At 49.5% G+C, this 23,289-nt stretch carries 20 protein-coding genes; 12 read left to right on the top strand and 8 right to left on the bottom strand.

Annotation, left to right across the window (positions count from 1 at the left end):
- Positions 1–96: 96 nt before the first annotated feature.
- The 11 genes from FSU_RS04325 (at position 97) to FSU_RS04275 (ending at position 14,212) form a co-directional block, all read left to right on the top strand.
- Positions 97–1,092, top strand: a complete 996-nt coding sequence (locus FSU_RS04325) for a tryptophan--tRNA ligase (RefSeq protein ID WP_012820331.1) — start codon at positions 97–99, stop codon at positions 1,090–1,092.
- 173 nt (positions 1,093–1,265) lie between these two features.
- Positions 1,266–2,243 (top strand): acyltransferase family protein, encoded by a 978-nt coding sequence (locus FSU_RS04320; RefSeq protein WP_012820330.1) that lies wholly within the window; start codon positions 1,266–1,268, stop codon positions 2,241–2,243.
- Between the two features lie 43 nt (positions 2,244–2,286).
- Positions 2,287–3,387 (top strand): hypothetical protein, encoded by a 1,101-nt coding sequence (locus FSU_RS04315; RefSeq protein ID WP_244263716.1) that lies wholly within the window; start codon positions 2,287–2,289, stop codon positions 3,385–3,387.
- Between the two features lie 136 nt (positions 3,388–3,523).
- Positions 3,524–3,895 carry a 30S ribosomal protein S6 gene (gene rpsF, locus FSU_RS04310; protein WP_012820328.1) on the top strand — a complete coding sequence of 124 codons (372 nt, stop codon included), beginning with the start codon at positions 3,524–3,526 and terminating at the stop codon, positions 3,893–3,895.
- Positions 3,895–4,146: a 30S ribosomal protein S18 gene (gene rpsR, locus FSU_RS04305; RefSeq protein WP_012820327.1), complete on the top strand. Its 252-nt coding sequence runs from the start codon at positions 3,895–3,897 to the stop codon at positions 4,144–4,146. Before rpsF ends, rpsR begins: the two co-directional genes overlap by 1 nt.
- Before the next feature lie 16 nt (positions 4,147–4,162).
- Positions 4,163–4,609 (top strand): 50S ribosomal protein L9, encoded by a 447-nt coding sequence (gene rplI / locus FSU_RS04300; protein ID WP_012820326.1) that lies wholly within the window; start codon positions 4,163–4,165, stop codon positions 4,607–4,609.
- A 190-nt stretch (positions 4,610–4,799) separates the two neighbouring features.
- The gene (locus FSU_RS04295; RefSeq protein WP_012820325.1) at positions 4,800–7,637 is read left to right on the top strand and encodes an MBG domain-containing protein; all 2,838 of its coding nucleotides are present in this window, start codon (positions 4,800–4,802) and stop codon (positions 7,635–7,637) included.
- 155 nt (positions 7,638–7,792) lie between these two features.
- On the top strand, positions 7,793–9,238 hold the full coding sequence (locus FSU_RS04290; RefSeq protein WP_244263715.1) for a hypothetical protein: 1,446 nt from the start codon (positions 7,793–7,795) through the stop codon (positions 9,236–9,238).
- A complete protein-coding gene (locus tag FSU_RS04285) occupies positions 9,238–9,945 on the top strand; it encodes a hypothetical protein (protein ID WP_012820323.1) in 708 nt (235 codons plus the stop codon). Before FSU_RS04290 ends, FSU_RS04285 begins: the two co-directional genes overlap by 1 nt.
- A 119-nt stretch (positions 9,946–10,064) precedes the next feature.
- Entirely contained in the window at positions 10,065–11,156 is a 1,092-nt protein-coding gene (locus FSU_RS04280; protein WP_012820322.1) for an efflux RND transporter periplasmic adaptor subunit, read from the top strand.
- Positions 11,156–14,212 carry an efflux RND transporter permease subunit gene (locus tag FSU_RS04275; protein WP_012820321.1) on the top strand — a complete coding sequence of 1,019 codons (3,057 nt, stop codon included), beginning with the start codon at positions 11,156–11,158 and terminating at the stop codon, positions 14,210–14,212. Before FSU_RS04280 ends, FSU_RS04275 begins: the two co-directional genes overlap by 1 nt.
- 118 nt (positions 14,213–14,330) lie before the next feature.
- On the opposite strand, the gene FSU_RS04270 is transcribed toward FSU_RS04275, so the two are convergent.
- Both FSU_RS04270 and FSU_RS04265 read right to left on the bottom strand, forming a co-directional pair.
- The gene (locus FSU_RS04270) at positions 14,331–14,609 is read right to left on the bottom strand and encodes an FtsB family cell division protein (RefSeq protein WP_012820320.1); all 279 of its coding nucleotides are present in this window, start codon (positions 14,607–14,609) and stop codon (positions 14,331–14,333) included.
- Between the two features lie 4 nt (positions 14,610–14,613).
- On the bottom strand, positions 14,614–15,486 hold the full coding sequence (locus tag FSU_RS04265; protein ID WP_012820319.1) for a DNA-processing protein DprA: 873 nt from the start codon (positions 15,484–15,486) through the stop codon (positions 14,614–14,616).
- 161 nt (positions 15,487–15,647) lie between these two features.
- Here FSU_RS04265 and mazG point away from each other — a divergent pair, with 161 nt between their 5' ends.
- A complete protein-coding gene (mazG, locus tag FSU_RS04260; protein WP_012820318.1) occupies positions 15,648–16,445 on the top strand; it encodes a nucleoside triphosphate pyrophosphohydrolase in 798 nt (265 codons plus the stop codon).
- Between the two features lie 300 nt (positions 16,446–16,745).
- Here mazG and fusA read toward each other — a convergent pair whose 3' ends face one another.
- From fusA to map, 6 genes are all read right to left on the bottom strand, one after another.
- Positions 16,746–18,875, bottom strand: a complete 2,130-nt coding sequence (gene fusA, locus FSU_RS04255; protein WP_012820317.1) for an elongation factor G — start codon at positions 18,873–18,875, stop codon at positions 16,746–16,748.
- 192 nt (positions 18,876–19,067) lie between these two features.
- Positions 19,068–19,754, bottom strand: a complete 687-nt coding sequence (locus FSU_RS04250; protein WP_012820316.1) for an EcsC family protein — start codon at positions 19,752–19,754, stop codon at positions 19,068–19,070.
- A gap of 17 nt (positions 19,755–19,771) precedes the next feature.
- Positions 19,772–20,059 carry a hypothetical protein gene (locus FSU_RS04245; RefSeq protein WP_012820315.1) on the bottom strand — a complete coding sequence of 96 codons (288 nt, stop codon included), beginning with the start codon at positions 20,057–20,059 and terminating at the stop codon, positions 19,772–19,774.
- Positions 20,060–20,079: 20 nt separating this feature from the next.
- The gene (locus tag FSU_RS04240; RefSeq protein WP_012820314.1) at positions 20,080–20,415 is read right to left on the bottom strand and encodes a hypothetical protein; all 336 of its coding nucleotides are present in this window, start codon (positions 20,413–20,415) and stop codon (positions 20,080–20,082) included.
- A gap of 173 nt (positions 20,416–20,588) precedes the next feature.
- Positions 20,589–22,208, bottom strand: coding sequence for a family 8 glycosyl hydrolase (locus tag FSU_RS04235; protein ID WP_014545334.1), 1,620 nt, complete (start codon positions 22,206–22,208; stop codon positions 20,589–20,591).
- A gap of 170 nt (positions 22,209–22,378) precedes the next feature.
- Positions 22,379–23,140 (bottom strand): type I methionyl aminopeptidase, encoded by a 762-nt coding sequence (gene map, locus FSU_RS04230; protein ID WP_012820312.1) that lies wholly within the window; start codon positions 23,138–23,140, stop codon positions 22,379–22,381.
- Positions 23,141–23,289: the final 149 nt, after the last annotated feature.

The following is a 23,289-nucleotide window of genomic DNA, read 5'->3' as shown; positions in this document are numbered from 1 at the left end:
TAGCGCGCTATTTTTCCCCCGAATTTACCCCAACACAGCACTTTCCCCGCGCAAGTGTGCTGTAACGCACATTGAAATTTTCCTAAATTGCACGCCATGAGAAAGATTTCACTTACCGGTATCAAGCCGACTGGCACTCCCCATCTCGGCAACTATGTGGGCGCAATCCGCCCGGCTCTTGAACTTACGAAGACTTACGACACGGTCTATTTCATCGCGGACTATCACGCTTTGACGACTGTGCAGAACGGCGCCGAAATGCGTGCGAATATCTACAAGGTCGCCGCAACTTGGCTTGCTCTTGGTCTCAACCCGGAAGAATCCCTGTTCTACAAGCAGAGCGATATTCCTGAAATCTTTGAACTTAGCTGGGCTCTCAGCTGCTTCACGCCGAAGGGTTTCATGAACCGCGCCCACGCTTACAAGGCTAAGGTCGAAGCCAACACCGCCGCTGGTGTTGATGTGGACTCCAACGTGAACATGGGCCTTTACTGCTACCCGTGCCTCATGGATGCCGACATCCTCATGTTCAGCGCAGACATCGTGCCGGTGGGCAAGGACCAGAAGCAGCACGTTGAATTTGCTCGCGATATCGCCATCAAGTTCAACAAGCACTTTGGCGAAGACGTGTTCACCGTCCCGGAACCGGTTTTCCAGGAATCCACCGGTGTCATCCCGGGCCTCGATGGTCGCAAGATGAGCAAGTCCTACGACAACTACATCGACATCTTCCTTGAACCGAAGGCTCTCAAAAAGCGTCTTGGCAAGATTGTGACGAACTCCCAGGGCATTGAAGAACCGAAGGATCCGGATACTTGCAACGTGTTTAAGTTGTACAAACTCTTTGCAACGCCGGAACAGACCGAAGCTCTCGCAGCACGCTACCGTGCAGGTGGCATGGGCTGGGGCCACGCCAAGCAGGAACTCCAGAACGTTCTCGAAGAACATCTCGGTGCCGCTCGCGAAAAGTACTTCTACTTGCTCGACCATACCGACGAAATCGAAAAGATTCTCGCTTACGGTAAGGAACGCGCCCGCGCCAAGGCCAAGGTCATGATGGACCGCGTACGCCATTTGCTTGGTACATACTAAGGCGACTAATAGACCGCTCGGCTTTTACTTTTGTCATGCCCGGCGGAGCCTGTCCTGAGCGAAGTCGAAGGAACCGGGCATCTCCCTTTTAAATCATTTTACAAGGCTCTCGGATTTTCCTCCGGGAGCTTTTGTGTATATTGAACTTTGTAAGAAGTTCAGGAACTGCAAAAATGGTTGAAACCTCTCAATTCCTTTATCAGCTTTGGCGCGATTTCTCATATTGGTTCTGCAGAATAGACAAATTGGCAGATTTCGCCATTTACATCTTTTTGCCTTTCTTTTGGGCATTCGTGTTTTTTAGCCTTCGAAAAAATTCTCCAAGAAAAAAGTTGTGGTTGGCTGTTGCTTTAATTTATCCAGTCGTCTTGCTGGTGGGCTTTACGATATCGCAAGCGATATTTACTAACCCGCTTCATTGTATTTTGATTTTTATTCCTTACTTTGTTGGTGTTGCTTTAGGGAGTTTATTCAGTGTCTCTAAAAATTTGCATTGGATTCTTGTTCCCATATTGCCGCTGCTAACATATTCAGCGGTTATATTTTGGGACGTATATCCTCCTGTTTTTTATCCGTTTGCAGAAATTGTTGATGAACCGATGCAAGATGTTGAATTGAAAATAGCGCAGAATGCTGATTACGAAATAGAAATGATTCTGGAAGACGCCTGGTGGAATGATACCCGCATCATAGCCGTCAGGGAACGGAATGACTCTGTTTTTTATCGTGCCGCCTATCGCATGTGTAGTGCTGAAAATATTGATGATGAAGGCTATAAACATCGGATAAAGCCGAATATCGATTCGGTCCAGTGGACGCTACTGAGTCCCGAAAAGTCTTTAATTGCAAAATCACTAAAAAATTCTATAGAAAAATACAAACAGGAATACCACTCGGATCTTGTTTGGGATGGCTATTCTGTTGATGTCTCTCTGAAGGATTATAAACGTAAAACCAGTCGCCGATTGGATTTGAGCAATGCTTCCATACTTGGAATGCAGGGCGCTATGGCTATTGAAAAAATGATGCTCGATCTTATGCCTCCTCGCGAAACTTTTACGACGCTTTCTTATGATAAGGTCTCGAAAAAGTGCGCAGAAATAGAAAATGCACGGATTCAACAGATTGAGGCAAGTCGCAATAGCAAATAATTTTTATTAAATTACAAGCGTGCGAATTCTTTTTTTAGTCCTTTTGCTAATCCTGAACGTCTATGCCGAAGCCAAAGACTCCGGCACGACTCGTTCTAGCTCCAAGGCGAAAAAAGCAAAGTCCGAGGTGGTCGCTAAAAAGTCTACAACGTCCAAATCGGCGAAGTCTCGCAAAACGGCCTCTCGCAAAGCGTCAAAAAAATCCGCAAATTTGGACTCTGCATCTCCGGAGTCCACGTCACAGTCTGACACGACTGACGTTTCCTCAAATTTTGCAAATCCCGCCATTTCGGCAACCTCCGTCGCAGATACTGCTGATGAACCCATCGTTGTACGAGATACAATTGTTGATACAATTTATGTTGTTCGTCCTGAACTGACCAAGTCCGAATCAAAACCTCAGTCTTACAATATCCCATTACCGCACCAGTCGGCATATTTGAAGGAAGGTTTTTCTGTTGGTCTCGGTGCCGGGCTTTTCAATGCATCCGAAGATTGCGATTGTCTTGGCGTGTGGCAGGGCCAGCTAGAATATCACTATAGAGATTACGTTACTGGCGGTTTTGACGTTCGCTTCTTTGGCGGGACGCTCGACCGTGATGTGATGCTCATGTACCAGCGCTATCGCCTGAATGTCAAATTCCACAAGAGTTTTACAGTTGCGGACTTTTACGCTGGCGCCGTGCTTGGACTTGAGACGACCGACCTCTCGGAATTTCGCAAGGAGCTGAAGGACGGTGTCCGCAGGAACCGCTCGGATGAAGTGGATTCTAGTAAAATTGCGGAATTAGACAGCCTATCCGATGCTAGTGAAATTTCGCAGAATTCTGTTTACGACAAGAACTGTGAAAAGATGTTCTCTCTTGATGGCTTTACGCTTGGCGTCGAGGTCGGCATGGGCGTTACTCTATCCCATTATTTTGGGCTTATGGGCAGTGCCAGTTATGAATTCAACTTCTCATGGGCGCAGCTTGTCTCGTTCAGTCCGGGGGTTGCTTTCAATTTGCAAAAAATATGGCCTTGGGGGCGCAATAACCTCCGCTCAACGTGGGTGTCCTTTGAAATGATTTTCCAGCGATACTTCAATCGAGATGTCAATGAATGGGCGGTTGCGGGTTTCCTTGGCCTCCAATTCGGGATTTAACGATGTTTTTTCGGGGGCGACTTCCTCCCGAGGTTTGACATCCGGAACGCTTTTTTCTATATTACCCGCACCGATTTATTCGGAACCCTCCCGGAGCCAATGTCGGTTTCCGGGCGATAGACCAAAGGGACTCATTATGAGACAATACGAAACGATGGTGATCATCGACGCTATGATCTCTGACGACGCTATCAAGGCTGAAGTCGAGACTATCGCTGCAAACATCACCAACGGCAACGGCGAAATTCTCCGCCGTGACGACTGGGGCAAGCGCAAGCTCGCTTATACTATCAACAAGCGTCAGCATGGCTACTATGTGATTTTCTACTACAAGGCCGAAGCCTCTGTGGTTGCTAACATGGAAGCCGCTCTCAAGCTCAACGAAAACGTTCTCCGCTGGATGACCCTCGCTGATTATCCGATGAGCGAAATCGTTTACGACCAGACTCAGGCACAGTCCACCGAAGAAATTATTCCGGTTGACGCAGAAGAAGGGGAGGCTGAATAATGGCTTTTGAAGATAAGAAGCAGGCTACTCGTATTCGCCGCAAGAAGACTTGCTGGTTCACCGAGAACAACGTCAAGTTCATTGACTACAAGGACGAAAAGACTCTTCGTCGCTTTATCTCTGAACGTGGCAAGATCATCCCGCGCCGCATTTCTGGCACATCCGCTAAGTATCAGCGTATGCTGAACGAAGCTATCAAGCGTGCCCGTCAGATGGCTATTCTCCCGTTCGTTTCGGACAGCATGCGCTAATAGGAGGAACTAGACTATGGAAATTATTCTTAAGGCTAACGTCCCCCACTTGGGCAAGATGCTCGACGTCGTGAAGGTTAAGGATGGTTACGCACGTAACTACCTCTTCCCGCGTAAGCTCGCTGTTCGCGCAACTAAGGAAGCCAAGCTTGAAATCGAAAACAACCGCGCTGCTGTTGAAGCTCAGTTCCAGAAGGAACTCGCTGCCGCCGGCGATGTTGCTGCAAAGCTCGCACAGGTTTCTGTCAACCTCGAACGCCGCGTTGTTGAAGGCGAACGTCTCTACGGTTCTGTGACCGCAGGTGACATCGCTGAAGCAATCACCAAGGCTGGTGTCAAGGTTTCCCGTGCTCAGATCGACCTTGCTGAACCGATCAAGCAGCTCGGTGTCTACACCGTGACTGTCAAGGTCTTCAGCGACGTTGAAGCACAGGTCAAGGTTTGGGTGGTCGCAGAGAAGTAATTCTCTTCAGTTCCACTGAAAATCTTACGGACCGCTCCCAATCGGGGGCGGTTTTTCTGTTGTATTAAACCTTTGTAGTGCCTTTTTACAACGTTTTAACGGTTTGCGTAGTTGAAATTGTAAGCAAAAAAATATATTTTTACTTGGGTTTGATTAATTGGGTATGGTTAATTAAAAAAGAGAGTGGTTTATGATCAAAAAGATTGCGATGTTCGCTCTTGCCGTTTCGATGGCGTTTTCGGGTGCATTTGCCGATAGTACATGCACTGTTGCGATAACTCCGAGTTTGGGCATTTTTAGTGGAAACCAGATTAAGCCGACCGTTACAAGAGTGATGTGTGACGATGTTGAACTTACCGATTTTTCCGTAACGTATGGAGAAAACATAAATGCGGGCGCCAATGCGGGAACCGTTTATGTGACTGTGAAGGGGAATACAGACCCCATTGAAAAGAAATTTGATATCGAACAAAAGCCCATCAAAATCTTGATCGATAATGCCGAAAAGGAAAAGGGGACTAAAGATCCGGTATTTACGTGGAAATTGGCTGAAGTAAAAAACGTCAATGCGAAAGAACTTGCGAATTTGCAGGCAGGATTGGAAGAATTTATTGAACTCACAAGAAATGCCGGTGAGGAAGTCTATACTTATCCGATTACTTTGGCGGATGGTATTTATGACGGCCTGAAAAAGAAGTTCCCAAACTATGATTTCTCTTTCACGTCGGGCGAGTTTACCATCACCAAGACCAAGGTTACAGTGGTGGTTACAAGTACGGCTAAGGTTTATGGTCAAGACGACCCGGAACAGTTTGAATACACGATTCACGGTAATATCGAAAAATCCGATTATACTAAGTTGGGTGATATTGTCTTGTCTAGACCTAAGGGCGAAGATGTTACTGCCGACGGCTATTTAATCTCTGTAACTGTTGAAAATATGGAAACAGATGATTATTATGTGGAAACTGTTCCTGGTACATTTGTTATTCAGCCTGCGCCGGTAAATGTTGTTGTCGATGATGTAGAAAAGATTTATGGCGATGCTACGCCTGAATATACTTACAAAGTTACAGGACTTATTGGCTCGGATAAGCTGAAGGATGTTACGATTAGTTGCGCCAAGTGTGTTTCGACGGGCCTTGAAAATGTCGGCGAATATGCTGTTACGGCTTCGGTGAAGGCTGCTTCTAATCCCAACTATAAGGTGACGACGAAGAGTGGTACACTTACTGTTACGCCGAAGGCCGCTACGGTGACTATGAACAACGCCGAAAAGACTTACGGCGAAAAGGACCCGAAATTTACATATGAAGCCGAAGGCCTTGTGACAGCAAGTGAATCGCTTGCATCTCCGACGATTGCTCGTGCCAAGGGTGAAAATGTTGGCACTTACAAGGTCAGTGTTGAATTTGCAGAAGGCGCGAACCCCAACTATACGTTGACTGTCAAGCCGGGTACTCTGACGATTAATCAAAAGGCCGTTACCTTGGTTGTCGATAACATTACCAAGAAGTATGGCGAAAAAGATCCTGAACTGACATACACGGTTAGCGGTATAGCTTCGTTTGACGGCGTCAAGGATGAACTGAAGGGAGTCGCTCTGAAGCGCGAAGCTGGTGAAGATGCCGGTGACTACGCCATTACGGCTACGGTTGATGATGAATCGAATCCGAACTACATTGTTAGTACAAAAGATGGTCAATTGACGATTACTGCAAATGATGACAAGATCGTGGTCACGATTACTGGACATGTCGATACTGTTGAATATGATGGCAAGGAACATTCCGTGAAGGGTTACGATATTTCTTCCAATAGCGAAGCGTACTCCCTCAAGTATGTTGAATATAGCGGTGAATCTGCGGTCGCTGGAACGGATGCTGGCAAGTATACCATGGGCCTTTCTGCCGCAGACTTCAAGAACACTTCTGTGAACTATCCCAATGTGACGTTCAATATTGCAGACGGTGTCCTGGTTGTCAATCCGAGAGCCTTGGTTGTCTCTGCTAATGCTGATACCATTACGTATGGCGATGAAACTCCGACTGAATTTACATGGTCTGTCGATAGACTTCTTGAAGGTGATGAACTTGATAACATCCACGTGTCTCTTAACAAGACTGGCCTTCTTGCAGCCGGTGACTACGAACTCACCTTTGACAAGAAGAGCCCGACAAACACGAACTATGAAGTGACCAAGTACGAAACGAACACGCTTACTGTGAAGCAGAAAATTGTGACGGTGACTGTGAACGATACCTCTAAGTTCTATAGCGAAGCTGATCCGGAAAAGTATACCTATACGGTCTCGGGCTTGCTTGATGGTGACGAATTGCCGGAACTTTATATGAAACGTCAGCAGGGTGAAGACGTTCTCCTTGATGATGAAACCTATAGCATTTCTGGTACGTTTGTCGAAGCTTTTGACAATCCGAACTACATTGTGAAAATCAGGCAGGGACACTTTACGATTAAACCTTGCACGCAGAGAATTACCGTTGCAATCTATGGTGACAACGTAATTGCAAAGTATGATGACGGAAATGAAGTTACAGCCCTCAAGAGCTTTGATGTAAGCCCGATGCGCATTCCGGGTGAACCCTGGTTGCCTGAAGAATTTGCTTACAAGAAGGAATTTGTTTCTTACAAGGGTGATTCTTCAATGACTGCAACGGAACTTGGCGTTTACCCCATGGGCCTTGTCGCTTCGGACTTTGTCAATATCTCGCCGAACTTCGAAAATGTCAATTTCGTCGTATCGATTGACGGAACGTTCAAGATTACGGATGAGGAAATATCTATTGCCGCCGTTAAGGGACGTAAGGCATTTGGTATTTCTTCCATGAATCGCCGCATTCAGGTGAATGGATCTACGGTGGGCAAGCGCTTTGCTGTGCTTGACTTGCAGGGTCGTGTGATTCGCAAGGGCTCTGTGGAATCCTCCAATTTTGAAATTCCGGTTCCGAGTGCAGGCGTTTACATGGTGCGCGTTGGCTCCTCGGCTCAGAAGATTCTCGTCAAATAAACAGCAATCTTAAATTTTTATGAAGAAAGCCTCGGATTTGTGTCCGGGGCTTTTTGTTTTGACAACATTTTTTGCTATTTTAGGGTTATATGCGCAAGTTTGCTCTTTTACCCTTGTTTTTAGGTCTATCTCTCGCCCAGCTTTCTTTTGGCCAAGTGAGAGACCTTTTCGCTGAATTCGAAGAAGAAGCTGCCGCTCCGGCAACGCCGGCGACACCCGAGGCAAAAGCTTCGGCCGCTCCTGCGAGCTCTGCTGCGGTTGCTCCGGCTAGTTCTGCCGCTAAGGCTCCTGCGAGTTCCGCTTCTAAAAAGTCTAAGGCAAAATCGTCTAGTAGCAAGGCTGTGTCCAGTTCGTCTGCAACACCGCTTTCGAGCTCGTCTGTTGTATTGAGTTCTTCGTCTGTGGTTGTTGAAATCCCGGCAAGTTCTGCAGTACTCAGTTCTTCATCGGTTGCTCCGGTTGAGTCTAGCTCTTCTGTGGAGGCTGCTCCTGCTGTGGCGATTGTCGATACCTCCGTTTTGGATTCTGCAGCTCGCGATTCCTTGATGCGCGAAGAGGCCATTGCCGAAGCCGAAAGGGTACGTGCTCGTGCCGATTCCTCGAGGAAGGCTGATTCCATTGCGCAATCGGCTGTCGCTGGCCTCACAAACGTGAGCAGCAGTTCTGTAGCCGAGTCTTCTAACAGTATGAGCCGTCGTGACCTTCTCGGTCCGGTCAAGGTTTCCAAGGTGCATGGCATCGACGAAATGAAGGGGCGTTACAAGAATCCGCGCAAGGCTTTGTTCCTCTCGCTTTTGGTGCCGGGTGCAGGTCAGATGTACGTAGGCGGTACGACGGCAACGTATGTTCGTGGCGGTGTCTATATGGCTTTGGAAGTGCTCATGTGGAGCGCTTGGGGTTACTTCTCCGTTTACAAGTATAACCAGCAGGTGGATAAGTACAAGAAGTTCGCCAAGGAACATTACTCGATTGGCCGTTACGAATCTGCCATGTACGATCTTTACCATAACATGGGCGGAAACGTCTACTCGACGACGTTCATCAACCGCTACATGGGTACGCGTAAGTCGTTCTGCGAAGCGATTTATGGCGATGCGACCTATGGCAAGTGCTATCAGGAAAGCTCGTTGTACGATGACGACTTGACCCATCGTAATAACTTCAATGACAAGAACAAGTCCTTGGGTGATGAAATGAAGGGCCTTAGGCATTCCATCAACAATGAATCCGAACTGTTCCAGTTGATTTCTGAAGGTGTTTACGTCCGTGGTTGGGATGATGCTACGGAAGTCTCGATTGACAACCTTCACCTTGATGAAGAAGATTACGAGACCGTCCCGCTGGGCGAATCCGAACATTTGAACAAGTATCGTTCCATGCGCCGTGATGCAAACGATTACGCCGACATGCAGGCTTTGTTTATCGGTGGTCTCATCTTGAACCATATCGTTTCGGCTGTGGACGCCGCACTTACTGCCAATGCCCACAACAAGGTTCTCTACGAAGAAGATGTTTCCTGGTACGATCGCCTGCATTTTGATAGTGGTGTCTCGTTTAAGGATTCCTTTGGCTGGACCGTTCGTGCAAACTGGGGATTCTAATGCGCATTATTCTTGCCATACTGCTTGCGTCAGTCGCCGCTTTCTCGCAGATTGTGGTGAGTGTCAATGAAAACGTTTACAAGAATAGCGACAAGAACGTATTCTTGGCTGTTGGCGCTTCGGCTCTTTTGCCGGGCATGGGCGAACTCTACTTGAATGAAAAAAAAATGGTACGCCCGTTTCTGTGGACAGACCTTGGTCTGTGGGTCGTTACTGTGGGGGCCTACGTGGTTGGGGACCGCTATGTGACGTCGGCTCACAATTATGCGGTTCGCCATGCTGGGTTTACAGGCAAAAAGAACGTTTCCTTGCTGAATACGGTGGGCTCTTATCGCAGCCGTTCGGGCGTGTTCGGGCAGAATTCTTCGCCGGACATGAACGAGGATTACAACCAGGCGATGATCCGCTCGGGCAAGAAGGTGGATGAAGAATTTTCGAACGAAGTCCAGTGGGATTGGGGGAGCTCCGACAATCCGGAAACTACGGAACATATCGAGGAATTCAAGAGCCGCATGCGTCATTACCGTATAAGTCGCATTGTGTTCCAGGTTTCTGTGGGCGCGCTGATTTTGAACCGTGTGGTTTCCATGCTTGATTCTTGGCGCATCTACCGTGCGACCTCGAACAAGTCGTTCTCTAGCCGAGTTCAGTTTGAACCGGAATTCTATGATGATGGTGCCGCACTTTTCATGAACGTAAAATTTTAAATTTGTCATTCCCGCCTCAGTGCGGGAATGTCCTTTTTATGCAACTTTTTTACAGCGTTATTCATCTAAATACGCGAAATTACTCTAACCACTTCCTTCCGTCTACTTCTAGCTAAAATATGAAACACCTTCTTCTAATAGCTCTTTCTTCTATCCTTCTTGTGGCTTGTGGTAGTAAAGATGATTCCGCCAAGGGCGCTCCTGCAGGCAAAGGCAATGGCGGCAAAAAGGGTGGCGCTCAGAGAGTGCTGAATGTCGAAGGTTATGTGGCAGAACTTGGGCTGCTGGGCAAGAATTTCCAGACGATGGCGACTCTCGTGCCGAAGAACAGCGTATCGCTTTCGGCGGCGACCTCCGGCCGTTTGGTAAGCCTCAAGGCAAAAGACGGGGCTATTGTCAAGAAGGGTACGCTCCTCGCAAAGATTGACGATTCTGAACTCCGTGCGCAGCTCAAGCAGGCGCAGTCGAACAAGATGCTTGCCGAGCAGAAGGAACAACGCGTTCGCAGCCTCTTTGAAAAGAACGGTGCGACCAAGCAGGATTTGGAATCGGCAGAAGCTTCTCTCAAGTCCGCTCAGGCAAGCGTAGAACTTATCCAGGCTCAACTTGCAAAGACCGAAGTCCGTGCGCCGTTTAGTGGCAAGCTTGGTTTTGTTGATGTGTCCGTGGGCGCCTGGCTCAACTCCGGCACGCCGATTGCTGAACTCAGCGAAGTGGACCGACTCAAGGCGAAGTTCTCGCTCCCGCAGCGCTATGCGTCTGTCATCAAGGTGGGCGACAAGATTTCTCTCAAGGACTCTGAACGCAACGTTGAAAAGTTCGGCGTTGTCTCTGCGCTTGATGCCGTGATTTCTGAAAGCAGCCGTACTCGCCGTGTGATGGTCGATGTCGATAACGCAAAGGGCGAACTCATTGCGGGTAGCTTTGTGAGTGTGAATGTCGCGATGGAAGCTAGCAACGTGCAGAGTTTTACGATTCCGTCCGAAGCGATGATTCTTGACAGGGAAGGCGCTTACGTGTTTGTGAGCCAGGGAGGCAAGGCTAAGATCAAGCATATCACGACGGGGCTCCGCACGCCGATGTCTGTGCAGGTGCTTTCGGGCCTTGATGTGGGTGATACGGTGATTGTTTCAGGCATTGTGAGCCTTCGCCCAGGTGTTGATGTCAAGATTAAGGGACTCCGCCATTCGATCAATTACGAGGTAGAGTAATGAGCGTAAGCCAGCTCTCCGTCCGTCGCCCAGTCCTCATGACAGTGATGGCGCTTGTCATCCTGTTGCTTGGATTTTTTGGGCTCAGCTCTCTCGGCATTCGTGAATACCCGAACGTTGACTATCCCTTGATTCAGGTGCGTACTTCTTACCCGGGTGCAAACGCTGCCGTGGTCGAGGCGGAAGTCACTGAAATCTTGGAAGCGTCCATCAACAGTGCGTCTGGTATCAAGGCTTTGACTTCGACGAGCCGCGATGGATTCTCTTACATCAGCATTGAATTTGAAACGGGCATGGACTTGGAAGCGGCTGCAAACGAAATTCGCGACCGCGTGAGCCGTGTGCGTCGCCGCTTGCCGGACGATGTCGATGAACCGACGGTCTACAAGTCCGATAGCGACAGCGACCCGATTTTGATGGTGAGCCTTGTGAGCGACAAGTTTGACCCGATGGAAGTTTCGGAAATCGCGAACAACCACGTGAAGGAACGCTTGCAGACGATTAACGGCGTTTCGGAAGTGGCGATATGGGGTGAAAAACGCCCGGTCGTGCGTTTGTGGATTGACCCGGTGCGTATGCAGGCGCTTGGCGTCTCGGGTGCGCAGATGGCGGCTGCTTTGAAACAAGGTAACTTGGAACTCCCGTCCGGCTCTATTGAAGGTTCAGAAACGACGCTTTCTATTCGTACGCTTGGTCGAGTTCTTGATCCAAAGTCATTTGGCAACATTGCGGTAAGAACGGCTGAAGATGGAACTGTAATTCGCATTTCCGATGTCGCAGATATCCATTACGAACCGAAGGATACGCGTACCGGTTTTAGACGTAACGGCAAAAATTCCATTACGCTTGCGCTCATGGCGCAGCCGGGCAGTAACCACGTTGAAATTGCAAACGAATTCTACAAGCGCGTCGAAGATATCCGCCGTGAAATCCCGGAAGGTGTGGAACTGCTTTACGGTCGCGATACCTCGATTAACATACGTGCTTCCATCAAGGAAGTGGTGGAAACCATCTTTATTGCGTTTATCCTCGTGATTGCAATTATCTTTGCGTTCCTTCGCGAAGGCCGTACAACGTTTATCCCGATGGTCGTGGTGCCTGTATCTGTGATTGGTAGCTTCTTTGTGCTTTACCTTTGCGGGTTCAGTATCAACGTGCTTACGCTTTTGGCGATGGTCCTCGCGATTGGCCTTGTCGTGGACGATGCCATTGTGATTGTGGAAAATATTTACCACAAGATTGAAAGTGGCATGACGCCGAAGCAGGCGGCAATTGCAGGAACAAATGAAATCTTTTTTGCGGTGATTGCAACGTCTGTTGTGTTGATGGCGGTGTTCATCCCGGTGCTTGCATTGGGCGGTACGACTGGCCTTTTGTTTCGTGAATTTGTGGCGGTGATGATTGGAACCGTGTTCCTCTCGACGCTCTGCGCTTTGACGCTTTCGCCGATGCTTTGTTCTAAATTTCTGAAGCACCAGAAGAAAGGCGCCTTCTTTAAACTCACGGAACCGTTCTTTGACTGGCTGAACGGGATGTATTCACGTTTGCTGGGCGGATTCCTCAAGTGGCGCTTGCTGTTGTTCCCGATTGTGGCAGCACTTTTATTTGGAGCTTACTACTGCTTCAATAACATGAGTAGCGAAATGGCGCCGACCGAAGACTCCAACGCCGTTATGGTGAACATGAGCATGCCCGAAGGCGTGAACCTCTCGCGCACCAAGCGCATGGCTGATGAATTTGTCGATGAAGTGACTTCGATTCTCGATTCCAATGAATACACGGAATTCCAGGCGGGTGCTTGGAATGCGGGTAACTCGAGAATGCGTTTGTTCTTGAACGACGATAAGAAGGCTCGTCGTCCGCAGAGTGAAATTGCCCGCGCAATTCAGGTGCTCGGTAACGAATACCCGGATTTGCGTGTGATGGTGTTTGAACCGCAGAGCATCAGTACGCAGCGCGGTGGTCTCCCGGTGCAGTTCGTTTTGCAGGCTCCGAACATCGAAGTGTTGCGAGACCTTGTTCCGAAATTCGAAGAAGCGGCAAGCAAGAGCCCTGTGTTCAGCGTGGTGAACAGCAACTTGCGCTTCACGAAGCCGGAACTCCACATTGAAATTTTGCGTGACAAGGCAAACGAAGAAGGCGTGTCGGTGAACGATATTGCTCAGGCGGTGCAGCTTGCGATTAGTGACCAAACTTATGGCGATTACTATAAGGACGGCCGTCAGTACGATATCATTGGTGCTGTCGGTTACCAGTATCGTGATTCGCCGGAAAACCTCTCGATGCTTACGGTCAAGAACGGCAAGGGCGAGTTGGTGAGCTTGGACAACTTTATTACGTACAAGGAACAGTCCGCTTCTCCGTCACTCCCGCGTTATAACCGCTTTAGCGCTGCAACCATCCAGGCGGGCCTTGTGCCGGGCAAGACGATTGGCGATGGCGTCGAAGAAATGCGCCGCATTGCAAAAAAGTTGCTGAAGGATTACCCGAGCGTGAGCACGACCTTGAGCGGATCGTCCAAGGAATTCGAAGAAAGCTCTTCGGGATTGTACGTGGTGTTCTTGCTTGCGCTAGCACTTGTGTTCTTGGTGCTTGCGGGGCAGTTCGAAAGCTTCCGCGCGCCGTTTGTGATTTTCTTTACGGTGCCGCTTGCACTCTCGGGCGCTTTGGTGAGCTTGTTTGTCACGGGCCAGACGCTCAACATCTTTAGCGAAATTGCTTTGATTCTTTTGATTGCTCTTGTGACGAAGAATGGTATCTTGATTGTGGAATTTGCAAACCAGATTGCCGAGAATACGGGCTGCAGCAAGCTTGAGGCGGCTCGGATGGCGGCGGAACGCCGCTTCCGCCCAATCCTCATGACGAGCCTTTCTACGGTATTGGGCGCAGTGCCGCTCATCCTGACCGGCACCCCGAGCCGCATTGCAATGGGCGTTGCCATTGTTGGCGGTCTCACGTTCGCAACGTTCATGACGCTTTTCATTGTGCCTGCAGCCTATAGCTTCTTCGCCGGAAAGGTCGAATGCACCAACACCGATGCAAGCAAGATGGCGTAGGTTTAGACGAGAGACGAAAGATTTTATTATACTGCACCAATGGTGCCTAACTAGTACTCTCGTCTTTCGTCTAAAGCGAGTTAGCGAGCGTTCTTTCGTCTAAGTAGCGGCAACGCCGCTACTTCACCAGCTGAAACGCTTTTTCGCCTTCGCGGCTCATGCCGTAGCGGGTGCGCAGTATTTCTTCTTTGTAGAGGGAGTCGGTCTTTAGCTTTTGGATCAGCTTGTCGCGTTCTTCGATGACTTTATTTAACGAGTCTATTTCGGCTTGGTACAGTTCGATTTCTCTTGCAATTCTACGCTGCTCCGGAAAGCTGTCCTTTCCGAATAGCAGATGGAACACCATGAACGCAAATGCGATGATGGTGGCAATTACAATGAGATATCGTAAGTGCAACTGATCAAGCTCCGTTAAAATAGAATTGGAAGTTGTCCTTTGATGTGACTAGACCTGATATTTCTAGCTCCGTCAATATAGCTAAAAGTTCTGGTGGCTTAAAGTCAAATTCTTGCTGAAGTTCCGAAAATGTTTTGCGGAATCCGTTAAACCTCTCAAAGATTTTTTGAGCCCCGTCCGAAAGTTGTACCCCATACGTGGTCAATTGCTCCATTTTAGCCCCTTCGAGGAGCGGAATCCCGGCGACGGCCCGTAGACTTTCGGGAATAAAGACGGCCTTGGCGTGTCCGCTGTCAAGGAGCGTGTTTGTGCCGCTGTAGAGCTCGCAGTCAAAGTTCCCGGGGCAGGCGAGGAGCTGTTTCCCTTCGTCTAGGCAGAATTGTGCGGTAAGGAGAGCGCCTCCTTTTTTACGGCTCTGGACCACGAGCGTCGATTGGCTGAGTCCGCTGATGATGCGGTTCCGTGCGATGAAGTTCCCCTTGTAGGCCGGCGTATCACCTTCGTATTCGCTTAAAAGGGCGCCTCCTGCGTCAAGAATGCGTTTGGCGAGTATTCCTCTTTCGCCTTCAATTTTGGTGCCTAGACCTTGCGCAAGGACTGCTATTGTGGGGATGCCAGCATCGAGGGCGGCGCGGTGGCAAAAACTGTCTATGCCCTGTGCAAGCCCCGAAATGACCACGGCATTTGTGGCTTTGAGCGACCCGATGAGTCGCCTACAGAGTTCTTCGGCTGATGCGGACGGGCGGCGTGTGCCGACCATGGCGATGCCGATTTTATCGGTGGAGGGGAGTGTGCCTATGCAAAATAGCTGCTTGGGGCTATATTTGGATGCTCCCAATGCGAGTGGATAATTTTCGGGAGAGAGTTTCATTTCCATACTATTGTTGCCCCGAATGTACCTGGGGGCTGTTTTTTTGAGAGAATAAAATTAAAGGATCTAAGAAACGATATAGGTAAGAATCTAATAAAGCGGTAACTAATTTACTGAATTTGTTACGGGAAAACAAGGGGGCGCGTTTACTTTCTATCTTTGCGCTCATGAAATACACGTTTAAGGATCTCGTTGATATTATGGCCCGTCTGCGTTCGGAAAATGGCTGCCCATGGGACCGCCAGCAGACCACGCATTCGCTGTTGCCCTATTTGGTTGAAGAAAGCTGTGAGTTTATTGATGCCGCACAGGATGGCGACAAGGAGCACATGTGCGAGGAACTCGGCGATGTGCTGTTCCAGGTGATTTTCCATTCGCAGGTGTGCAAGGAACAGGGCGACTTTACGATTGAAGACGTGATTCAGGGCTTGTGCGAAAAGATGGTGCGCAGGCATCCGCATGTGTTTGGTGATGCTAAAGTGGATACGGCAAATGACGTAAGCCGTCGTTGGGAACGCATCAAGGCGCAGGAGAAGAACAACTTAAAGCATGCGGGCGAGTCTATTATGGACAAAGTCAGCAAAAGCATGCCCACGCTCGCACGCTCGCAAGATATTATCCGCCGCGTAGCTAAAGTCGGTTTTGACTGGGGCGAGGCTGCTCCCGTGTTCGATAAGGCTCAAGAGGAATTTGCGGAATTCCGTGCCGAGATGGAAAAGATTTCTCCCGAGAATGCAAACGTGGACCGCCTGGAAGATGAATTCGGCGACATCATGTTCAGTCTCGTGAATGTCGCTCGCCACTGCGGCTTCAACGCCAACATAGCACTGCAGCGCGCAAACAACAAGTTCGAAAAGCGCTTCCGCGAGGTAGAACGCCGCGTCAAGGAACAGGGCAAGGAAATCAAGGACGTGGGCCTAGAGGGCCTGCAAAAGCTCTGGAAAGAAGCGAAGCTTAGTAGTTAGTCCAATTTGGAATGTTCCGCGCGGGATTAAATGAGTATGCGAAATTTTGTTCGCACTCGTAATTCGTGTGCTATATTATTCTTGTGGCACAAGTAAATTCTGGTTCTGAGACGGGAAGCCGAATCGAATCGCGGAGTAGAACTTACTAGTGTTACGTTTATAAGAGAGTCCCGTGAGAGCATTGCGGGACTCTTCTTTTATACGAATTATTGTGTGTGTGTAAACCTCAAACAAAAAGACCTGCAACTTCCGTTGCAGGCCTTTTAAACTTTCGAGAAGTTTTAGCTGGTTTGGCTTGGATTAAGCTCTTGCCTTGACCTTGTCGCCGTACTTCTTGATGAGTTCTTCCTGGATGTTCTTCGGAACCGGGAGGTACTTGCAGAATTCCATCGTGAATTCTGCCTTACCCTGGGTCATGGAACGGAGGTCCGTAGCATAACCGAACATTTCGGAAAGCGGAACTTCTGCAGTAATCGTGGTCATGCCGAGTTCTTCGGAAGTACCAACGATGCTACCACGACGCTGGGAAACGTTACCCACGACACCGCCCTGGAATTCGGTCGGGGTCTGGATTTCGACCTTCATGATCGGTTCGAGGATCTGAGCGCCAGCCTTAGCGAAAGCTTCGCGGAAGGCCATACGGGCTGCAACCTGGAACGCCATATCAGAGGAGTCGACCGGGTGGAATGCACCATCCTGGACTTCCATTTCGATACCGACAACCGGGAAGCCGATGAGGGAACCTGCTTCCATGCAGCTCTGGAAACCCTTATCGCAAGACGGGATGTATTCCTTCGGAATACGGCCACCGACGACGGAGTTGACGAAGTTGTAGACCTTTTCCTGGTCGCCTTCGACAGCCATCGGACGCATTTCACCGACGACCTTAGCGTACTGACCAGAACCACCAGTCTGCTTCTTGTGAGTGTAGTCGAACTTGGCCGGGCGGGTGATGGTTTCGCGGTAAGCAACCTGCGGAGCACCAGTCGTCACGTCGCACTTGTATTCACGGCGCATACGTTCGATATAAACGTCAAGGTGGAGTTCGCCCATACCCTTGATGATGGTCTGACCAGATTCCTTGTCAACTTCGACCTGGAACGTCGGGTCTTCCTTCGTGAAGCGGTTGAGGGCCTTGGACATGTTGTCGAGGTCGTCACGGTTCTTGGCTTCAATAACAAGTTCGATAACCGGGTTAGGAACGTGCATAGAAGTCATGTTGTAGTGGTTCTTGCCATCCGTGAATGTCGTACCGGATGCGCAGTCGATACCGAACAGAGCAACGATGTCGCCTGCACCGGCTTCGGTGATATCCACCATTTCGTCAGCGTGCATACGGACGAGACGACCAACAGAAACCTTCTTGCCAGTTGCCATGTTGGTAATCATGTCGCCCTTCTTGAGGGTACCCTGGTAAACGCGGACGTAGGTGAGCTGGCCATAGCGGTCGTTCACGAGCTTGAATGCGTAGCAGACGAGCGGTGCGTTGTCTTCGGACTTGAGGATAACTTCAGCTTCGTTGTTGTCGAGATCGAGAGCCTTGTTTTCAACGTCGGTCGGGCACGGGAGGAAGTCGATAACACCGTCGAGGAGCTTCTGGACACCAATGTTCTTGTGAGCAGAACCCATGAACACCGGAGTGATGTCGAGACGGATGGTAGCTTCGCGGATGACCTTCTTGAGGAGGTTCTTGTCGATCTGATCGACACCGTATTCGCCTTCCATAGCCTTTTCCATGACTTCGTCGCTGTAGTCAGCGCAGCAGTCAACGAGCTTTTCGCGGTATTCGTTAGCCTGGTCGACGAGTTCTGCCGGGATTTCCTTTTCGATCATGTCGTCGCCATTGTCGCCTTCGAAGTAGTATGCCTTCATTTCGAGAAGGTCGACCACGCCCTTAAGATTGGATTCCAAACCTATAGGAATCTGCATGACGCACGGCTTGTGGTTGAGCTTTTCCTTGAGCATGACTGCAACGCGGAGCGGATTTGCACCAGAGCGGTCGCACTTGTTCACGAACACGACGCGCGGCACATGGTAACGGCGCATTTGGCGGTCAACGGTAATAGACTGGGACTGGACGCCTTCAACGCCAGTGAGGACGAGGATAGCACCGTCCAACACGCGGAGAGAACGTTCCACTTCGATCGTGAAGTCCACGTGCCCCGGGGTATCGATGATGTTGATGGAGTCCTTTTCACCGGTCTTGGTGTGAGTCCAGTTTGCAAACGTAGCGGCAGACTGAATCGTAATACCGCGTTCGCGTTCAAGTTCCATGGAGTCCATCGTGGCACCGACGCCGTCTTTACCACGAACTTCGTGGATAGCGTGAATACGCTTTGTGAAGTAAAGGATACGTTCGGTAAGAGTTGTCTTACCAGAGTCGATGTGGGCAGAAATACCAATATTTCTGTGCAGTTGGATGTCTTTCATATTTTTATTCCACTAATGGAGTTGATGTTATTGAATGTTGCGCCCAAAAATAGAAAATTTTGGGGGGAACTCAAGGGCGGTTTTTCATTTGATAGTATAAAAGGGGGGTAAAATGGCTAAAATTGGCCTAAAATGCAAAAAAGCAACCATAAAAATGGCTGCTTCGTTTTGCTTAAATGAGAAAATTTTTGTTTATACGTTTTCTTCGGATGCCGGTTCAGCGGCGGCTTCGCTTGAATCCGGGTCCTTGTCGATGGAGTTTTCGACGAGTTCCGGTTTTTCAACTCCTTCAAGAGCCTTGAAGTAGGACTTTGCTGTCTTGCCGACTTCGTTTGTATCAAAGTAGGTGTAGGCTCCGTTACCGACGGCTCCAATTGCCGGGATGGCACGGAGGGCGATGCGCCCGAGGAAGTTCGTCGAAATCTTGACACCGATTCTCTGGAGCAATTTCTGGAGTGCTGCCAGGGAGAGCTTCTGGACGACAATGCGGCTTCCAGTACGGACAGCGACATCGCGTAGGAGCGATGCTGCACTGTGGCGGAAAAGGCACCAGACCATGGCTTCACGACTGAGCATGGCGAACTTGCCGTAGGTGCAGGCTATATCGGAGACAAGCTGTGCCTGGATGCGCCAAACCGCGGCTATATCCGGGATGGAGGTCAAGACGCCAGTAAAGCCTGCCGGGATGGATAAAGACGTACTTACCGCTGCGGCCTTGAGGGCGGCCTGCTTGATTAGAATTTCGGCACGCGCATCGGGATCCCTGTTGGGGCAGAGGAGCGAGTCCGGAATGTCCGTAATCAGGTTGAAGACGACCGAATTGAACATCTCCTGAATGGAACTGGATTCGTCTTTTTTGAATTCGTTAAAGTTTAACATAGCTGCCTCCTTTTCTCCTATTTCAAGAACATTTTAATAATTCCTGCGAGGTCTTGGGGAATCTTATAATTAAAACTACTTTTTTCTAGCCACATTTTAACGATTTCATCCACCCAAAGCCTATCTGATGCGATATTTTGGATAAAAATCTCCGTTTCATCGCCCTTTTCAACAAGCTTGTAGTTCAAATGGAACGAAATCGGTGTTGTTTCGCCATGGGGCAGGACAGTGAGGTCCATTGTCTGCTTGCCTGCATTCACGTTGAAAGAGACGTTGTTTAGTACTTTCTGGAGCTGTTCTTCCATGATAATTCCTTCTGTGACTGCTAGAACAAGATTTTGGCAAAGAAGCCCGTTCCCTTGGGGAGTGCCTTTTTGATAGGGTGGTCCTTGATCCACCATGAAACGAGTTCGTGGATCATCGTGCGTTCGCATTCTACTTTGTTTATGACAATCAATGTCTCCTGGTCCGTATCTTCAAAGCAATAGTGCGCGCAAATTGTGGTCGGTATGAACTCACCGTGCAATAGGATGGTGACGTTTGCCTGGTTTTCTTGCGAGTCAATTTCGATGTTCTGGATTTCGCCAAATCTGTTGATGAAATCGTTGCGCCGGAAGAACATCTCGATGGCTTTGTCTCGTGCGTTGCTGAGAAAGGACATGGTACTTGCTGATTATGATTTAGGAACTCTGAATTCGGGACGTGTATCTTGATGGTTGTAATATATAATTTTTCGCGAAAAAGACAAAAAATAGTCGGATTTTAAGTTTTTTGCACAAAAAAAGGCGTGCATTGCTGCACGCCCTGTTAAAGTCCTGCGAAATCGCAAATCTTTTACTTCACGACCTTGTAAGTCTTGTTGCCAACAATGACGAGGAAGTTGCCTCTGCTGTTGATGCGGACTTCCTGCATGGCGGAGCTAGTCTTGGAGCTTGCGAGAACGCGGCCATTCACGTCCGTCACGGCGAACTTGGTACCGACGGCAGCGTTTTCAATGACGATGGCGCTGTTGGTGGACCAGACTCTCACGGCGTTGTTCAACTTGACCTTCGCAGAAATGGCGTTCGTTTCCGGCTTGGCGTTCACCTTGTAGAGCTTGCAAGATTCGAAGGAGTAGAAAGTTGTGTCGCTTTCAATCTTGACACCATTATGTTCGTTGGCGGTGACTTGCTTTTCCGTAACTTCTGGCTTCGGCTTCCAAATCTTGAACGTTCCGCTCAAGTGGAGCATAGCGAGGTAGTGAACGAGGCCATCGTAGTAGCGGTACTGACCGGTCATGAGGTTTGCATCCCAAGCCATCTTGAGATTCTTCTTGACGGCGTCATTATACTTCGAATCGTTGATCAAGGCCATTGCTGCCACGGCGTTTGCGCCAGTTTCGCCAAGCGTGTACTGTTCCTGCGGATTGGAACCGTCCCAGTTGAAACGGGCATGCTTGTAGTTGTCCTTTTCGAAGAAGTCAATGATGCGGCGGGCCATTTCTTCTTGGCGAGCAGAATCAGCACCGAAGAGGTAATAGTCCATACCGAAGTTCATTGCGCAGCGCATTGCGTCGTACATGTACTTTTCAGCATTGCCGTTATAGCTTACGCCGTGCGGAGTACCGTCAAAGTTGTTGTAATCCGAGAACAAGCCGGACTTTGTGTTGGAGGATTTGTACAAGTGATCGCGCGTTGCCTTTGCAGCCTTGCTCCACTTATCCTGATTGGAGGTGGACCAGCGAGCGAAAAGATCAACGTAAGCCGGCAAGTCGTAAGACGGGTCGGAGAAGTTGTTTTCGTTGCCCTGCGGCTGGAATGTGATGACGTAATGTTGCGGGTTGAAAAGGCTGTGCTGGCCGTTGTCCCACATCTTCTTCAAGATGTACTGGGCATCGTCCATGTACTTGCTGTCATTCCAGCGGTTCGCTGCAAAGAGGAGTGACATCATAAAGTACATTTCGCCGTCCGGTGCGCAGTTGTCGTCACCACCGGAGCCGCTTTCGTTGCGCTGCCAAGCGAAGTAGCCATCCCAGCCACCGCCCTTGTGCCACATGTGGTTCTTGGCCCAGTTCCAGAGCTTGTCGAATTCTTCTTTGTGGCCGGTCTGCACAGCAATCATCATACCGTAAGACATGCCTTCAGAACGAACGTCTCTGTTGTTCACGTCGAGAATGTAAGCTTCGGAACCCTTGTCGTAATAGACCTTGGAATTGTTGTCACCCTTAAAATAGTGATTCCACAACTGATCCATTTTTTCCTGGATTTCTTCATCGGTCTTGCCCAAGATTGTCTTGAACGGGCTTTCGTAATTACCGGTGTAGTAAGCGCCGGAATAGTTTTTTTCTTTATCGCAGTCCGGGCCGTAGTAAGCGCCATCAGCGTCAAAGAAATTGCCTGTGAAATCAGCTGCAGTGGCCAATGTTGCGCTGAACAGCAAGGAGAGAGGGAATGCGGAAAGTTTTGTTGTTTTCATGTCAACAAAATTATTCTTTTTTGAAATTTTGGAAATAGGGGAGAGTAAAATACTATTGTAAAGCATTACATCAAAAGATGTTGTACGTAAAACGCCTCGTGCGTTGAATGGCTCGAGGCGTTTTACATTTCTTTCGTCTTTAGTCTGTAGGGCGAAGCCCGTTCTTTCGTCTATCTAGGAAGCGTCAGGATGTCGATGCCATCCTTGGTCTTCACGACGGTGTGTTCCCACTGGGCGCTGAGAGAACCGTCGCGGGTGACTGCCGTCCAGCCGTCAGAGAGCGTCTTTGTTCCCGGGCGACCGACGTTGAGCATCGGTTCAACGGTGAACACGTTACCGACTTCGATGAACGGGCAACGTTCGTAGTTACGGAAGTGGTAGACGGTCGGTTCTTCGTGGAATCCACGGCCGATGCCGTGACCGCAGTAGTCTTCGACAACGCTAAAGCCGTGTTCGTCGGCGATGTCCTGAATGGCGCAGCCGATGTCGTTCCAATGGGCGCCTCTTTCACCTGCAGCGCGGATGCCTTCTTCCATGCAGAACTTGGCGGTATCGACGAGCTCGCGTGCGATGTCAGAGACCTTACCAACGCAGAACATGGCGGAGGTATCGCCGTGGTAGCCGGAGAGGATTGTGGTGATATCGATGTTCACGATGTCGCCATCCTTGAGGATGGTGTTTGCGTTCGGAATGCCGTGGCAGACAACTTCGTTGATGCTGATGCAGGCGTAGCGCGGATAACCGTGATAGCCCATGCAGGCGGAGATGCCCTTGTGCTGGCGAGTGTAGTCGCCGATGAATTCATCGATTTCGAGCGTGGAGACGCCGGGCTTGCACATTTCTCCCGCGCGGATCAGCGTTTCGGCTGCGAGAGCGCCGGCATCGCGGATCAGTTCGATTTCTTTTGCGGATTTTACTTTGATTTTTGCCATTGTGAGGTTTTGAGCTCGCGCTTCGCGCTTTGGGGTCTGAGGTCGCTCGCGTTGCTCGCTTTGAGGTTTAAAAGTTAGAAGTAGGAAGTAGGCGGTAGGAAGTTTTATAATCGCGGCTGCGCCGCCAAATTATATCTCTCGTCTTTCGT

Origin of the sequence: Fibrobacter succinogenes subsp. succinogenes S85 (assembly GCF_000146505.1) — a bacterium.
Lineage (GTDB): Bacteria > Fibrobacterota > Fibrobacteria > Fibrobacterales > Fibrobacteraceae > Fibrobacter > Fibrobacter succinogenes.
Note: the sequence above shows the minus strand (reverse complement) of the source record. Positions and strands in the feature narration are given on the sequence as shown.